General features: G+C 64.8%; 17 protein-coding genes. 8 read left to right on the forward strand and 9 right to left on the reverse strand.

Going from position 1 to position 15602, the window contains the following annotated elements; genetic code table 11:
• The first annotated feature begins 120 nt into the window (after positions 1 to 120).
• From aroA to GRI59_RS10920, 8 genes are all read left to right on the forward strand, one after another.
• Positions 121 to 1437: a 3-phosphoshikimate 1-carboxyvinyltransferase gene (gene aroA, locus GRI59_RS10885; protein WP_160761186.1), complete on the forward strand. Its 1317-nt coding sequence runs from the start codon at positions 121 to 123 to the stop codon at positions 1435 to 1437.
• Entirely contained in the window at positions 1434 to 1703 is a 270-nt protein-coding gene (locus GRI59_RS10890) for a CBU_0592 family membrane protein (RefSeq protein ID WP_160761187.1), read from the forward strand. Before aroA ends, GRI59_RS10890 begins: the two co-directional genes overlap by 4 nt.
• 2 nt (positions 1704 to 1705) lie before the next feature.
• Positions 1706 to 2734 (forward strand): proline iminopeptidase-family hydrolase, encoded by a 1029-nt coding sequence (locus GRI59_RS10895; protein ID WP_160761633.1) that lies wholly within the window; start codon positions 1706 to 1708, stop codon positions 2732 to 2734.
• The gene (locus GRI59_RS10900) at positions 2731 to 3354 is read left to right on the forward strand and encodes a (d)CMP kinase (RefSeq protein WP_160761188.1); all 624 of its coding nucleotides are present in this window, start codon (positions 2731 to 2733) and stop codon (positions 3352 to 3354) included. Before GRI59_RS10895 ends, GRI59_RS10900 begins: the two co-directional genes overlap by 4 nt.
• Positions 3355 to 3426: 72 nt before the next feature.
• Positions 3427 to 4386, forward strand: a complete 960-nt coding sequence (locus GRI59_RS10905; RefSeq protein ID WP_160761189.1) for a bifunctional helix-turn-helix transcriptional regulator/GNAT family N-acetyltransferase — start codon at positions 3427 to 3429, stop codon at positions 4384 to 4386.
• 235 nt (positions 4387 to 4621) lie between these two features.
• Complete coding sequence (gene rpsA / locus GRI59_RS10910) at positions 4622 to 6328, forward strand: 30S ribosomal protein S1 (protein WP_160761190.1); 1707 nt, start codon at positions 4622 to 4624, stop codon at positions 6326 to 6328.
• A 119-nt stretch (positions 6329 to 6447) separates the two neighbouring features.
• Entirely contained in the window at positions 6448 to 7203 is a 756-nt protein-coding gene (gloB, locus tag GRI59_RS10915; protein WP_160761191.1) for a hydroxyacylglutathione hydrolase, read from the forward strand.
• 4 nt (positions 7204 to 7207) lie between these two features.
• Positions 7208 to 8188, forward strand: a complete 981-nt coding sequence (locus GRI59_RS10920; protein WP_160761192.1) for an NADPH:quinone oxidoreductase family protein — start codon at positions 7208 to 7210, stop codon at positions 8186 to 8188.
• 9 nt (positions 8189 to 8197) lie between these two features.
• Here GRI59_RS10920 and GRI59_RS10925 read toward each other — a convergent pair whose 3' ends face one another.
• The 9 genes from GRI59_RS10925 to GRI59_RS10965 form a co-directional block, all read right to left on the reverse strand.
• Positions 8198 to 8695, reverse strand: a complete 498-nt coding sequence (locus tag GRI59_RS10925) for a hypothetical protein (protein WP_160761193.1) — start codon at positions 8693 to 8695, stop codon at positions 8198 to 8200.
• Positions 8696 to 8815: 120 nt separating this feature from the next.
• On the reverse strand, positions 8816 to 9346 hold the full coding sequence (locus GRI59_RS10930) for a F0F1 ATP synthase subunit B family protein (RefSeq protein ID WP_160761194.1): 531 nt from the start codon (positions 9344 to 9346) through the stop codon (positions 8816 to 8818).
• Positions 9339 to 9833, reverse strand: coding sequence for a F0F1 ATP synthase subunit B family protein (locus tag GRI59_RS10935; protein ID WP_160761195.1), 495 nt, complete (start codon positions 9831 to 9833; stop codon positions 9339 to 9341). Before GRI59_RS10935 ends, GRI59_RS10930 begins: the two co-directional genes overlap by 8 nt.
• 83 nt (positions 9834 to 9916) lie before the next feature.
• Positions 9917 to 10141 carry a F0F1 ATP synthase subunit C gene (locus GRI59_RS10940; protein ID WP_054118254.1) on the reverse strand — a complete coding sequence of 75 codons (225 nt, stop codon included), beginning with the start codon at positions 10139 to 10141 and terminating at the stop codon, positions 9917 to 9919.
• Between the two features lie 65 nt (positions 10142 to 10206).
• Complete coding sequence (locus GRI59_RS10945; protein WP_160761196.1) at positions 10207 to 11040, reverse strand: F0F1 ATP synthase subunit A; 834 nt, start codon at positions 11038 to 11040, stop codon at positions 10207 to 10209.
• Positions 11041 to 11132: 92 nt separating this feature from the next.
• On the reverse strand, positions 11133 to 11480 hold the full coding sequence (locus tag GRI59_RS10950; RefSeq protein ID WP_160761197.1) for an AtpZ/AtpI family protein: 348 nt from the start codon (positions 11478 to 11480) through the stop codon (positions 11133 to 11135).
• 164 nt (positions 11481 to 11644) lie between these two features.
• Entirely contained in the window at positions 11645 to 12025 is a 381-nt protein-coding gene (locus GRI59_RS10955; protein ID WP_160761198.1) for a YdbL family probable chaperone protein, read from the reverse strand.
• 29 nt (positions 12026 to 12054) lie between these two features.
• Positions 12055 to 12222, reverse strand: coding sequence for a YnbE family lipoprotein (locus GRI59_RS10960; RefSeq protein WP_160761634.1), 168 nt, complete (start codon positions 12220 to 12222; stop codon positions 12055 to 12057).
• Between the two features lie 140 nt (positions 12223 to 12362).
• Positions 12363 to 15551, reverse strand: a complete 3189-nt coding sequence (locus tag GRI59_RS10965) for an intermembrane phospholipid transport protein YdbH family protein (protein ID WP_160761199.1) — start codon at positions 15549 to 15551, stop codon at positions 12363 to 12365.
• Between the last annotated feature and the right edge of the window lie 51 nt (positions 15552 to 15602).

A 15602-nucleotide genomic window follows, 5' to 3' on the forward strand; every position in this document is an offset into this window, starting at 1 on the left:
TGGGTTCCGGCCTGACTTGATTCAAGGGCCTTGGTATCGAGCGCCTTGAATCAACGGGTCGGGCCCGATGCGCGGCGCGCCTTGCCAGAAGCGCGGGGCGCTGTCAAAGACCGCCGCCTCATGACCAGCCACCGTTTCTCAGCCCTCGGCCCGCTCACCGGCGCGATCAGCGTTCCTGGCGACAAGTCGATCAGCCACCGATCGCTGATGTTTGCCGGGCTCGCGGTGGGCCGCAGCACTATCGCCGGCCTGCTGGAAGGCGAGGATGTGCTGGCCACAGCCGCCGCGATGCGGGCGTTCGGCGCGCAGATTGCCCGTAACGAAGACGGCACCTGGACGGTGGACGGCGTCGGCGTCGGCAGCCTGCTGGAACCCAAGACCGCGCTCGACATGGGCAATTCGGGCACCTCGACCCGGCTGCTGATGGGGCTGGTCGCCAGCCATGCCATCACCGCGACCTTCGTGGGTGATGCGAGCCTGTCAGGCCGCCCGATGAAGCGCGTGATCGACCCGCTGGCGATGATGGGCGCTGGTATCGAAGCCTCGGCGGGCGGCACCCTTCCACTGATGCTGCGCGGCGCGTCCCCCGCTGTGCCGATCACCTATCGGCTCCCGGTGGCGAGCGCGCAGGTCAAAAGCGCGGTGCTGCTCGCGGGCCTCAACACCCCCGGCATCACCCGCGTGATCGAGCCTGTCCCCACCCGCGACCATACCGAGCGGATGCTGACCGGCTTCGGCGCGAAGCTGGAGGTGGGAGTGGAGAATGGCGAGACCGTCATTGCGATCCACGGCGAGGCAGACCTCAAGCCGATGGATGTGACCGTGCCCGGCGATCCCTCCTCCGCCGCGTTCTTCATGGTCGCGGCGAGCATTGTGCCGGGCAGCGATCTCACCATCCGCAATGTCGGCCTCAACCCCACCCGCGCCGGACTGCTCGCCGTGCTGCGCCAGATGGGCGCGGATATCGAAGAAGTGAACCCCCGCGAAGTCGGCGGCGAGCCGGTGGCGGATTTGCGCGTGCGCCATGCGCAGCTGACCGGCGTGGATGTCGACCCGGCGATTGCGCCCAGCATGATCGACGAATTCCCGGTGCTGTTCGTCGCTGCGGCCCTGGCCAAGGGCACCACCCGCACCAGCGGCCTTGATGAACTGCGCGTCAAGGAAAGCGACCGCCTCGCCACCATGGCCGCGGCGCTCACCAGCGTGGGCGCACGGGTTGAGGAGCATGAAGATGGCCTCACCATCCACGGCACCGGCGGCGAACCGCTGCGGGGCAGCGCCAACGGGCGCGTCAAGACCATGCTCGATCACCGTATCGCCATGAGCATGGCGGTGGCCGGGCTGGTCAGCCGCGACGGCGTTATGGTGGACGACACCGCACCGATCAACACCAGCTTCCCGACTTTTATGCCGCTACTCGAAGAGGCCGCGCGGTGAACACTCCGCTCGACTGGCCGAGCATCATCGGCCTGTGCGGCACGGCCTGCATTATCGGCGCCTACGCCTATCTGACGCTGGCCAAGGCGACCAATCCGTTTGTGCTCCATGGCACCAACCTGATGGGCGCCGCGCTGCTGACGGTATCCTTGATCTACCACACCAATTGGGCGAGCCTGGTGCTCGAAGGCTTCTGGGCCGCGATTGCCATTTTCGGGCTGGCCCGGGCTTGGCGGGCGCGCACCATCGAGGGAGAAAAGTCTTGAACATGACCAAGCTTGCCGCCGCCGCTTTTGCCCTGCTGGCAGCCTCGGCGCCCGCAATGGCGCAGACCACTTCCCTGCCCACCGATCCGGCCGCCGATTGGTCGGTCGCGACCTCGGAACACCGCGTCGCGGTGGAAGGCGGCAAGGTCTGGGCGCGGGTTAATGGCACCATCGGTGAGGGCGCGACCCCGGTGATCATCATCCACGGCGGCCCGGGCGGCACGCATGTGAACTTCGGCGGCCTTCTGAGCCTTGCCGACCAGCGGCCGGTGATCCTCTACGACCAGCTCGACAGCGGCATGTCTGACCGGCCGGAGAACCCCGCGAACTGGCGGCCCGAGCGTTTCGTCGCCGAGCTTGAGGCGATCCGCAAGGAACTGGGCATCGAGCGTTGGCATGTGATCGGGCACAGCTGGGGCTCGGCCCTCGCGCTCGAATATGCCGCCGCCTATCCCGAGAACACCGCCTCTGCCGTGCTGAGCGGCACCTTCCTGTCGACCTCGCACTGGATCACCGGCACCAACCTGTTGATCCGCGACCTGCCGGATGATGTCGCCGCCGCGATCCGCGCGTGCCAAGGTCCCACCCCGCCCGCTGCCGAAGTCTGCGAGCCTGCCACCGCCGCCTTCTACGCCGCTTACAACGGCCGCGCTGACCGCCCCGCCCCCTCGCCCGAAGCGCTCGCCTACCGCGCGCGCTATGGCGGCAAGGGGTTCAACGCCACCGTCTACAACGCCATGTGGGGGCCAACCGAATTCCGCGCGTCGGGCTCGCTGGCGAGCTATGACGCCAGCGGGTTGCTGCACCGCGTCGATGGCAAGCGGATTCTGTTTGTGGTCGGCCAGTACGACGAGGCGCGGATCGACACGGTGCAGGATTTCCTCGCCCTGACCCCCGGCGCGGAGTTGGCGGTCGTCCCCGGCGGTAGCCACGCCTTCATCTCGGAACGGCCCGAGGTCTCAGAAGCGATCTACCGCGACTGGATGGCCAGAATCGACCAACGCATCGATGCCCAAGAGAGCGCCGAATGATCATCGCCGTCGACGGCCCCACAGCATCGGGCAAAGGCACCATCGCTAAAGCGTTGGCCGCGCATTTCGGCCTGCCGCATCTCGACACTGGCTTGCTCTACCGCGCGGTCGGTCGGCAGGTGCAATTGCTGGGCGGCAATCCCGATGATCCGCACGATGCCATCGCCGCCTGCGACTTCACGGAAAGCCTGGTTGAGGATGACATTCTGCGCTCAGAGGACGTCGGCGGCTATGCGAGCCGCGTCTCCGTGCATCCGGCGGTGCGTCACGCGCTTTACGAACGCCAGCGTGCCTTTGCCCTGCAAGAGAGCGGCGCGGTGCTCGACGGGCGCGATATCGGCACGGTGATTGCACCCGAAGCGCGTGTGAAGCTGTTAGTCACCGCCAGCGTCGCCGAACGCGCGCGCCGCCGCTGGGCCGAGATGACGGGGCGCGGGATCGACGTCGCCCTCTCGACAATCGAATACGACATCGCCGCCCGTGACGCGCGCGACATGAACCGCAAGGACGCCCCGCTGATGGCGGCACCCGGCGCGCTGGTGATCGACACCACCCACTTCGGCCGCGATGCCGCGATCGAAGCCGCGATTGAAGCGGTGGAGCACAAGCTGGCACGATAGCCCCCCACGCACTTGCAATCTGACCGCTGCGTGGAATATAACGCGTTATATATCGTGTTATGGAGTGTTCGAATGGCGGATGTCGTTGCTCAGATGGGGCCGTCTTTCCTCGGCAGCAGGCTGAAACGGCTCGGTGATCGTATGCAGGCCGGCGCGGCCACCGTCATTACCGAAACCGGATTGCCACTTCAGCCGGGACAAATGGCAATCCTCGCCGCGCTCAGGACGGGCCCAATGTCAGTGGGACAGTTGGCCGAGGCCTGCGGCACCAGTCAGCCGGGCATCACTCGGACACTCGGACAGCTGCGCAGGATCGGCATGGTCACCGACAGTCAAAGCGACAACCACCGGAGCCGAAATGTTGTCCTCTCGAGCGAAGGACAGAACGCGGTTGCCGTGATCGCGAGCGATGTGTGGCCGCGCGTGGGCATGGCGGCGGAACAAATTCTTGCGGCCGTCGACGGTGATTTCCTGCATCAGCTTGAAAAGATCGAAGCCGCGCTTGCCGAAGCATCCATCGCTGACCGTGCGGTCGCAGTCGCGCCCGGTAAGCTGCAGTTACGCGAATTCGAAGAGAGCCTCGCGCGCCATTTCCACGACATCAACGCCGAATGGATTACGGCGATGTTCGCACTTGAACCCACCGATCGCGACGTGCTGGAAAATCCGCGCGAACGGATCATCGCACCGGGCGGCGACATCCTCTTCGTGGAGGCGCCTGGCCTCGGGATTGTCGGCACCTGCGCGCTGCAACGCACCGGCCCTGGCAGCTTCGAGCTGACCAAGATGGGGGTGCGTGAAACAGCGCGCGGACTCAAGGTGGGGGAATTCCTGCTCGAAGCGATTATCTCCCGGGCGAAGGAACTGGGCGCGACCAAGCTGTATCTGCTCACGAGCAATAAGTGCGCAGCCGCAATTCACCTCTACGAGAAGCTCGGCTTCCAGCACGACGCCGCGATCATGGCGGATTATGGCGCACGCTATCAACGCTGCGATGTGGCTATGCGCTATCGCGCGACCGACCCGGCCTAGGGTCTGCCTAGGGCCCGAGCGCCCCATTTCCCTTGCATTTTGGCCCGCCCTCGCCTAGGCGCGCGGCCGTTCACGCAATCCTTGTTGATTGAAGAACCTTCGCGCAATCGCATTCGGCGGCGCGGAGACGTCGGCCTCTTGCCCTGCCAGCCCGCGCAATGGTGCACGGGAAGCAGTTTAAGACCCCGGAAAAACCGGTGGCCGGTAGCACAACGAAACAGGACTAAATCAGCCTATGGCAACCCAGATGCCCACGCGCGCCGATTTCGAGGCGATGCTCAATGAACAACTCGGCGGTGCCGGCGAAGATGGCTTTGAAGGCCGCGTCGTCAAGGGAACCGTCACTGCGATCGAAAACGGCTTTGCCGTGATCGACGTCGGCCTCAAGAGCGAAGGCCGCATCTCCCTCAAGGAATTCAGCCGCGGCGAAGACGACCACGGCCTGACCGTTGGCGGCGAAGTCGAAGTCTTCGTGGACCGCGTCGAGAACGCTGACGGCGAAGCCATGCTGTCGCGTGACCGTGCCCGCCGCGAAGCTGCGTGGGACAAGCTGGAAAGCGAATTCGGCGAAGGCAAGCGCGTCGAAGGCCGCATCTTCGGCCGCGTCAAGGGCGGCTTTACGGTCGATCTCGATGGCGCCGTGGCGTTCCTCCCCGGCTCGCAGGTCGACATCCGCCCCGTGCGCGACGTCACCCCGCTGATGGACGTGCCGCAGCCGTTCCAGATCCTCAAGATGGATCGTCGTCGCGGCAACATCGTCGTATCGCGTCGTGCAGTGCTCGAAGAAACCCGCGCCGAACAGCGCAGCGAACTGATCAATGACCTGGTCGAAGGCCAGATCATCGACGGCGTGGTCAAGAACATCACCGATTACGGTGCGTTCGTTGATCTCGGCGGCATCGACGGCCTGCTCCATGTCACCGACATGAGCTACAAGCGCGTCAACCACCCGAGCGAAGTGATCGCCATCGGCGATACCGTGAAGGTGCAGATTGTCCGCATCAACGCTGAAACCCAGCGCATCAGCCTCGGCATGAAGCAGCTGGAAAGCGATCCGTGGGATGGCGTCGCCGCCAAGTACCCGGTCGGCATGAAGCTCCAGGGTCAGGTGACCAACATCACCGAATACGGCGCGTTCGTGGAACTGGAAGCCGGCATCGAAGGCCTCGTCCACGTTTCGGAAATGAGCTGGACCAAGAAGAACGTCCATCCGGGCAAGATCGTCTCGACCTCGCAGGAAGTCGACGTGATGGTGCTCGAAGTCGACAGCGACAAGCGCCGCATCAGCCTCGGTCTCAAGCAGGCCCAGCGCAATCCGTGGGAAGAGTTCGCCGAGAAGCACCCGGTTGGCACCGAAGTCGAAGGCGAAGTCAAGAACGCCACCGAATTCGGTCTGTTCATCGGTCTGGATGGCGACGTCGACGGCATGGTGCACATGTCGGACATCGCTTGGGGCATCTCGGGCGAGGACGCGCTGGCGCTTCACCGCAAGGGTGAAATGGTCAAGGCCATCGTGCTTGATGTCGATGTCGACAAGGAACGCATCAGCCTCGGCATGAAGCAGCTCGAAAAGGGTGCGCCCTCGGCTGAAGGCGCCACCAGCGGCGGTTCGCTGCGCAAGAACCAGACTGTCACTGTCACCGTGCTCGAAGTGCGTGACGGCGGCCTTGAAGTGCAGGTTGGCGAAGACGGTGCGACCGGCTTCATCAAGCGCGCTGACCTTGGCCGTGACCGCGACGAACAGCGCCCCGACCGCTTCCAGGTCGGCAGCAAGATCGACGCGATGGTGATCGGTTTCGACCGTTCGAAGAAGCCCAACTTCTCGATCAAGGCGCGTCAGATTTCCGAGGAAAAGGAAGCTGTCGCTCAGTTCGGTTCGTCGGATTCGGGCGCATCGCTCGGCGACATCCTGGGCGCTGCGCTCAAGAAGAGCCAAGACTAAGGATAACGCGGACGCTCGCCCACATCGGGTGAGCGTCCCCGGACAATATGAAAGGCCCGCCCGCTCAACCGAGCTGGCGGGCCTTTTCCTTTCCGGGCCGGACCTGTAAGGTCGCTCCCATGATCCATGTTCACCAGTTCCCGTGCCTTAGTGACAACTACGGCTACCTCATCCACGACACCGACAGCCATGAAACGGTTGCAATCGATACGCCGGACGCCAAGGCCTATCTGCTCGAAGCCGACATGAAGGGTTGGAAGATCACCCAGATCTGGAACACCCACTGGCACCCCGACCACGCTGGCGGCAATGCGGCGATCCAGGAGGCGACCGGCTGCACCATCACCGGCCCGGCCGAGGTCGCAGGCAAGTTCCCGGTCGACCGCATCATTGCGCACGGCGACACGGTGACGCTGGGCAACGTCGAAGCGCAGGTGATCGACGTTTCGGGCCACACAAATGGTCACATCGCGTTCCATCTGCCCTCGGCGGGGGTGGCCTTTGTCGGCGATTCGGTCTTCGCACTGGGCTGTGGGCGGATGTTCGAAGGCCAGCCTCAGCAGTTCTGGGACAGCCTGAGCCGCATCAAGGCGCTGCCGCCTGAAACCCTGCTCTACTGCGCTCATGAGTATACAGCGTCTAACGCCAAGTTCGCGCTCCACGCTGATCCCGAGAATGTCGCCTTGCAGGACTACGCCGCCGAGATCGCCGACAAGCGGGCCAAGGACAAGCCGACGGTGCCGACGACGCTCCGCCGCGAGCTGGCGACCAATCCGTTCCTGCGCGCCGACGATCCATCGATGAAGGCGCGCTGGGGCGGCGAGGCTCCGCACGAGACCTTTGCGGCACTTCGGGCGGCCAAGGACAATTTCTAACCCCATGCAGGCCCTCAGGGTCGATCGGCTGACGGACGATCTGTCCGGCGTGACGCTCGCCGAAATCCCGGCACCTGTGCGCGCGCCGGGCGAGGTGCTGGTGCGGGTTCGTGCGGCCTCGCTGAACTTTCCCGATCTGCTGATGACGCGCGGCGAATATCAGTTCAAACCGCAGCCGCCCTTCACCTCGGGCCTCGAATTCGCTGGCGAAGTGCTGGAGGCTGACCCGCCAAGCGGATTTGCCCCTGGCGACAGAGTTATGGGTGGCAACAAGACCGGCGCCTTTGCAGAGCGCGCCAGCGTGCCGGCCGACAAGCTCTCGGCGATGCCGCAAGGCATAGACTTCCCCGCAGCCGCCGCGATGGGCGCAGCTTATTCGACCGCCTTTTCCGGCCTCGTCGAACTGGGCGGACTGCAAGAGGGCCAATGGGTGCTGGTCCACGGCGCAAGCGGCGGCGTGGGCCTTGCGGCTTGCGACCTCGCCCGCGCGCTGGGCGCCCGCGTCATCGCCACCACTGGCTCGCCTGACAAGGTCGACCGGATTGCCGCCCTCGCCCGCCCTGAGGCGGTGATCGTAGCCGAGGGTCGCTTCCGCGAAGCCGTGGCAGACGTCACCAGCGGCGCACTCGCAGACATCGTGTTCGATCCCGTGGGCGGCGATGTGTTCAACGAATCGACCCGCTGCGTCGCTTTCGGCGGCAAGCTGATGGTGGTCGGCTTCACCTCAGGCCGGATCGCCGACATTGCGACTAACATCCCCCTGATCAAGGGCTTCAGCGTGATCGGACTGCGCGCCGGGGAATATGCCCGACGCTTTCCCGAACGCGGCCGGGCGATCCAGAACGCAATCACGCGACTCGCCGATGCTGGAGCAATCACCCCCGCGATTGATCGGACGCTGCCGCTCTCCCGCTGGCGCGAAGGCTTCGATGCGATGGCGCGGCGCGAGCTGGTGGGCAAAGTGGTGTTCGTTCCAAGGGCATAGGCCCACCTCTCAGTAGAGGTATTTGTCCTCCCGCACGGTGAAGATCAGGTTGAAGCCGCTGCCGGGCGCCTTGATCAGCTTGGTCTTCTTGTCACCTTCGCGCCAGACCAGCATCAGCCCCGTCGACGTCGTATCGAGCACCCCGCCATTGCCGTAGCCGATCACACTGCCGAACGGGGCCGTATCCACCTCAGGCTTTCCCCACTGCCCTTCGAACTGCGCCCGCAGCCTTGGGAAGCAATTAGCCGGGGCCAGTGATCCCATGAACGTCACCGTCACCAGCCCGGCCTTTCCGCTACGATAGCCGAACGGTGCCGGGCATCCGGGGATCACTTCGAGCTGCCGCTTGGGCAGGCTGTTCATGAATGCCTTAGCGTCGGCCTTGGGCGTTGCGGTGGTGAACTGTTCCCACAGCACTATGGGTTCACCCATCGTGTCCTGCGCCGAAACTACGGCTCCGAGCGCCAGCAACACGGGGAGACCGACGAAGGCGGAGCGGGTCATCATGTGTCTCACGCTACTGATGCGGCCTACGAGCAGTCAGGGGCGATCAAACCTCACCCGCCACAACAGAAAAGGGCGGCCTCAATGGACCGCCCTCTGCTTGATTGGGAAAACCGGAAACGTCTAAAGCCAGGCAATAACCTCGTCGGCGAGCTTCTTGTCCGCCGCGCCGTCATGGCGCTCGGCAATCAGCTTGCGCGATGCCGCAGCCGCAGCAGTCACAGCCTTGGCCTTGACCTCCGCAATCGCAGCGCGCTCGGCGGCGGCGATCTTGTCTTCGGCCATCTTCTGGCGGCGGGCGACCATCACTTCGCTGTCGGCTTCGGCCTTGGCGAGGATCGCGTCAGCCTCTTCACGCGCGCCAGCCAGCATCGCCTCGGCGTCCTTTTCGGCGCTGGCGATCTTGGCGACATACTCCGCGCGCAAAGCCTCGGCTTCGGCGCGCAAAGTCTTGGCTTCATCAAGCGCCGAGCGGATCGCCGCGATCTTGGCATCGAGCCCGCCGGTGATGATGCCGGGGACCTTCTTCCAGATGAACACCGCGATCAGCACGCTCATCGCCAGCGCGACCCACTGGTACGAATCGAGACCCAGCACGCCGGGTTCGGCATGACCTTCGGCCCCGCTGGCGAGCAGCATCAGAATATCAGCCATGCGCCATCGCCTCCTTGACCGCGGCCTGCGCTGCGGCGAGTTCCACATCAGCGCCGGCGACGCGGGCAACGATGTCGCGCGCGGCATCGGCAGCCACCGCTTCGATTTCGGCCATGGCGCTGGTGCGCGCAGCGTCAATCGCGGTTTCGGCTTCGGCCAGACGACCGTCGAGACGGGTCTGCGCCTCGGCGAGCTTGACGCTGCTGGCAGCCGCGGCCTTGGCCTTGGCTGCGCCGATCACGCCCTGCGCCGCGGCACGGTTGGCGTTTTCACGCTTGCGCCATGCTTCTTCCTCGCTCGTCGCTTCGTCGCGTGCGGTCTGCGCAGCCGCCAGATCGCCAGCGATCTGCTTGTCACGCAAGTCGACCGTGCCCATGATCTTGGGCACCATTCCAAGGCCCACGAACACAAAGGTGAGGCCGAAGAACACCAGCAGCCAGAAGACCTGGCTTGAGAGTGTTGCAGCGATTTGTTCGATCTGAGGCATGATGGGCCTTTGTTACCGCCAGTTCAGCAGCGCACACCGGGCGCGGCAGGACATATCCCGCCCCGCCCGGCGCAGCACGGATCTTAGCGGAAGATCAGCAGAACGGCGATGACGAAGGCGAGCAGGCCGAGAAGTTCGGCGGCCGCGAAGCCGATGAACAGGCGGCCCTGCTGGCCATCAGCGGCACCCGGGTTACGAAGTGCGCCTTCGAGGAACGAAGCGAACACGTTACCCACGCCGAGGGCGGCGAGGCCCGCACCGATCGCCGCAAGACCGGCACCGAGGAGAGCTGCAGCAGTAGCGTCCATGATTATAAACTCCTTGAGAAAAAATCTGTTTGTTATCGGGGGTAGTCGAGAGAGCGTCTCAGCCCTCAGTGAAGGTTTTCCGCGTCGTTGATGTAGAGCGAGGTCAGCAGCGCAAACACATAGGCCTGAATGCCCGCAACGAGGATTTCGAGCGCGCTGATCGCGACCATCAGCACGAAGCTCGGCACGCCGACCAGAACGCCGGTACCAATGCCGCCGCTACCGCCGGCAATGACGAAGCTCGCCAGCACCTTGAGCAGCACGTGACCCGCCATCATCGCAACGAACAGTCGCAGCGCGAGGCTGAAGGGGCGGACCATGAAGGACACGAGTTCGATCAGGCTGATCGGCAGCGCGAGAAACGCGGGCGTGTTCGACGGCCAGAACAGCGAGAAGAAGTGGAAACCATGCTTGGCGAACCCGACGATCAGCACGATCGAGAAGCTCATGATCGCCAGCACGCCGGTGACGGTGAAGTGGCTGGTGAAGGTGAAGGCGTGCACCCCCGGGATCAGACCGACCGGCACGAGGCCGAGCAGGTTCCCGAACAGGATGAACATGAAAAGGGTGAAGATGTAGGGGACATACTTGCGCCCCGCCGCGCCGACATTGGCTTCGAGCAGGTCGTCGATGAAGCCGGTCATGCTCTCGACCGCCATCTGCCAGCGCCCGGGCACCAGTTGGCGCTTCATGCCGCCCGCGACAAACACCCACACCAAGACAGCGGTGATCGCCATCCACAGTGCGGAGTTGGTGAACGCGATGTTGATCCCGTCAGCCAGCTGCCAATCGGAACCCAGAATGGGCTCGATGGTGAACTGCTTCATCGGATCGACCTTGCCGGCCTCGGCTGCTTCGAGATTCTGCACAGCCACAGCCGCGCTTCTTTCAGCTGCCATGATGCCTTCTTCGGCTGCCACGATCGAAAGATCCCCAAATGTTTCACATGAAACGCGCCCCTAGGTAGGGCCTAACGCGGTCTGGAAGGGGCCTAACCCTCACCATCCGGCCGCTGGGCCTCATCTGCGGGACGCGTATTCGCACCTTGCATAATCGTCCTGAAAGCCGACGCCGTTCCAAGGAACAGTCCGGCCAACAGACCCCAGGGCGCGATCCCGAACAATGCGTCTATCGCAAAGCCGATCACCAGGCCGCCGATAATCCCACCCAGAAGGCTGGCCAAAGCGCGGTTGCCGCTGCGGTAATTCGCATCGGTTCCCTTCACCGTTGGCCGGTTGCGTTGTTCTTCGCGCTCGCGTGCGGCCTTGAGCCGCGCTTCGAGCGCGTCGATCCGCGCATCCTCGTGAATGGGTTCTCGTGCGGGTTTCTCGTCGCTCATGTCGCGGTCTCTAAAGGGAAGGCCACGCCATGTGCAACAAGGTGCCCGCCGAGGGCGCCGCCCCCTTAGAAGGGGGGCTGTTCAGTGTCAACATCAGGTCGCCCGAGTTTTGTGCAACTGCGAAGAGGTTTATTGTCCGGCCGCCCGGATGGGCTGCGGACGAATTACGGGCAACGCACGTCGCGAACCGGCGGTTCGGCGGTGCGGGTCTGCCAGCTACCATCGGGCGCGCGATACTTTTCGCCCGCCACGGTGCGGGCAATCGCCTCGCATCCTGCAGTCAGCGAATAGGCTTCCAGCGTGGTTTTCTTTTCCTTGGCCTTTTCGGCATAGATCGAGCGGCGCTTGATGTTGATGTCATCAACCAGACGCTGAAGCGCCGGATTCGCATCGCCGACAATGCCGAGGTAGCCGTCAGGCTGCTCGCCCACTTTGCCCGCTTCGCGTGCGGCGGCATAGGCCGGGTCGCGCTGTGCCAGCGCAGGCGTGGCAACCAGGCCAATCGCGGCCAGAGCGGCAAGCCCTGCAAGAACTGAATTGCGCATTGAAGTTCCTCCTCGAAGCGGCACATCCATCAAAAGATGTCCGCGTTCTCGTCAATCGTATTGGCCGCGTCTTCCGCGAGGGCATAGAGAACCTCTGCCCTGATGTTGATATCAAGCTGGATCACGATCGGCTTGTCGGGTGCCTGAATATTGATGCACCCTGACAACATCGCCCCCAGACCCGTCAACGCGGCCATTGCCTTCACACCCGTTCCCCTTGCGCCACCTCGGCTATGGGTTGCTCTGACATTGCAGAGGGATCGGGTCAAATTCAGGTGCGGCATGACAGAGGATCGCTTTCTGGAGGTTGAACGGATCAAAGGCGGGACACGGCGCGTCATGGCTTCGGCGGCGTCGTGGCTAGTTCTGGCGTCGGCGCAGGCTCGGTCTGGCGCATGATCAGCTTGCCGTTTTCCATCCGCAGCAAGCCCATATCGAATGGATCGCCCCAAGCGGTCGGATCAGAATAGCCGCGTGCGATGATCGCCAACTGCGAGAAGTTCTGCGAGCGGACATTGATCTTGAACTGGATCGGCAGCTTGGCGAGTCGCCGAGTGATGAAATTCTGGCTGGTGCCTGCGCCCTGGCGCACCCCATCGAAATCGAAGCTGGTGATGATCTCGCCCGCCAGATCGCCCGCAAGGCCGATGCGCATCTGCCGGTAATCGAGCGAGCGCAGCGCCGAAAAGGCGTAATTGCCCATCGCGCCCAGATCCTCGTAGGTCAGCTCGCCGATATAGGCGACATTGCCGCCGCCCGCGCGGCTGAGCAGCAGGCCGCCTTCGATCCGGCCGTTGCCATTGGCATCGAAGATGATCGGCACGGTGCCGTCAAAGGTGCCGGTGGCGCTGAGATTGGTCAGTTCCATCTCGGACACAAAGGTCGCCGCGTCCAGGCCGACGATCTCGAACACATAGCGGCGTTCTTCAGGCTGGCTGAAGTCCATCTCCAGCGGGCGCATTTGCAGCGTGCCGCCCATGAACGGGAAGCGCGCGTCTTCGAGGCTGAGGAGCGTGCCGTTTTTCAGCTCGAACTGCACCTTGCCGGCCAGCACTTCGACGCCGGGATTGATTGCGGCAATGGTGACGGTCTGATCGGGCGCGGTGGTGAGGTTGATGAGATCGGTGAAGACGATCTTGCCCGCCAGCCCGCGCACCGGGCCAAAGGCGGCGGCCAGATCGAACCCGTCCGAGCCGAAGGTGCCGCTGCTGGTGATCGCCTCGCCATTCCAGTCCACCCGCCCCTCGCCCGTGATGGTGCCATCGGCGAGGGCGATGACCCCCTTGGCAAGATAGGTCAGGTCTTCGGGCTGTAGCGTCCTGTCGAACACCAGCCCCGGCACGGACAACAGCGCGCGGCCCGCAGCGGTGTCGAGATTGTGGGTTATCGCCACATTGGCGACGCCCCGACCCGATTCGGGGTGGCGCAGCAACGAGTCGGCCGTGATGCGGTTGTCGGCCAGCGTGAGGCTCGCGCCGTTGGCGGTCAGCGGAACAAACCGCGCCTCGCCTTTCGCCGGACGGTCGGAGAGCGTGAAGGCAGCATTATCGAGCCGAAGGATGCTATCGGCAAAGCTCCAGCGCCCGGTGATCGCGTCCAAATCGAACGGCACTGCCGCCAACCGCGCTGAGCCGCCGGTAAATGCGCCTGCGACATCGCCTGCAAAGCTGCCGGTGAGGCTATCGGCGGCCATCCGCACCTCGCTGTCGCCAGAGCCGATCTTGGCAGCGAGGCCTTCGATGGCGAAGGGCTGAGGATAGCGCAGCACCACGCGATTGGCGGCTAGGCTGGCGGGGTTCTCTCCCAGCGTTCCCGCAAGGTTCAGCGGCCCGGTGCGCGCGGCAAGGCTCAATGCGTCGCGATAGGCGAGGATCGCGCCATTACCCTCGGGACACAAGGTGATCTGCTGGCCATCGAGCGCGAGGCCCGACAGCGCCAGCTTGGTGAACCGCAGCGGGGTGCAGCGCTTGCCCATCGCCAGCCCGCCGGCGGATGACCAAGTCCCTTCGAGCGGCAAGGCAAGATCATTGACTGCCCCGCCCGGCAGATCGCCACTCGCGGTCACCAAGCCGTCAAACTCAATCGTCCGGCTCGGCGTAGTGCGCACGGTCAGGCGCGGGAGTGCGAGGCGGTTGGCGCCCGCAGCGTAGTCTGCCATCGCCATCCGCAGCGTCCAGCCGCCCGCTTGCTGCTGCATTCGGCCATTGATGCTGGGCAGCCCCTCCCCGCCTGCCAGGATATTGCCGCCGAGGCCCGACACGCCCTGTGCGCCGAGCCGCGCGCTCAGGCGGGAAAGCGCTAACACGCGGGTGCCGCTGCGGGTTGCGAGGCTTGCCTCAGGCACGATCAGCGATGCGTCGGTGCCCTTGTGGCGGATGATCCCTTCAGCGCGGACACTCGCACCATCCAGCGCACGGGTCGCAGCGCCGCGCGCCTTGGCGATGAGCGGGGCAAGCAAGGTGCCTTCAAGCCCGCGCTCAGCGGCGGCGAGGCTTGCGGCAATGTCGTTGGCAGGGGCAAGCCCGACCCCGCGCACAGTGCCCTCCCACTGACCGCTGGAGCCATCTGCCGCCCCGCGCCAGCTCCCCTCCGCAGCAAGTCGCGTCAGACGGCCCTGCGAGCTGGCCACCCCAGTCAGCGCAAGCTCATGGCCGAGCGCGAGGCGGCTGGGCGACCAGTTGACCTTCGCCGTGCCCACAAGGCTCGCGCCGGTAACGTCGGCAAACGCCGCGCGCTGGCCGGTGACGCGCAAGTCGGCTTCGGCGGCGGAAAAATCGGAATTGAGGCTCATCAGCGTGCCGATGTCGGCCTTCGCGAGACTTGCGCCGCCGCAGGCAAGCCCGCCGATCCGCAACGGGCCATCAAGCCGGGGGGCGCCGTTATCTGTGGCAAGCTTGCCGTCGAGCGTAGCCGTCTCGGCCCGACAGCCCTCGACCCCGATCCCCGGCGCCGTGGCCGCGAGGGTTCCGGCGAACCCATCGTCGATCCGGCCCGTTCCTTCGAGCTTCACGCCGACCCGCCCGTAGTCGCTCTCCAGCAGCGCGCGCGCATCGCTCAGCGTCACGTCGATGGCGGGCAGCGCAGGCGGCGCATCCGAGCCTGTGAAAACCAGCGGATCGAGCGCGCCGAGACTGAATACGCCACCGCGCAGGCTGGCAAACAACCGTGCGCCCTCTACACGCACGCGGCGCACCTCCGGCCCGGTCCAACCAACGCTGGTCTCGATCACCATCCGTCGCACGGTGAGGTCAGGCCGCGCCGGATCCCCAATCACGAGATTTTCGATCACCTGCGCGTTCGGGCCAATGCTGACGATGTCATAGGTCGCAGGAACGCCGCTTTGCTGAAGATAGCTGTCGATCACGTTGCCCGCGATTCGTTCGCGGGTGAGCCAGGCGGTGCCTGCGCCAAGCAAAACCGCCGCGCCCAGCCCGAGCGCGATGCGGCTGCGCCAACGGCGCGGTCGGAGCCGCGGCGTGCTGCTGCCCTCCGGCACGGTAATGTCCTGCGCGTCCGCTTCCGGCATCGTCTCTGACCCTTGCGCGCATCATCGCGCAAAGGCAATGAGGCTGAATAG

Origin of the sequence: Erythrobacter ramosus, assembly GCF_009828055.1 — a bacterium.
Lineage (GTDB): Bacteria > Pseudomonadota > Alphaproteobacteria > Sphingomonadales > Sphingomonadaceae > Erythrobacter > Erythrobacter ramosus.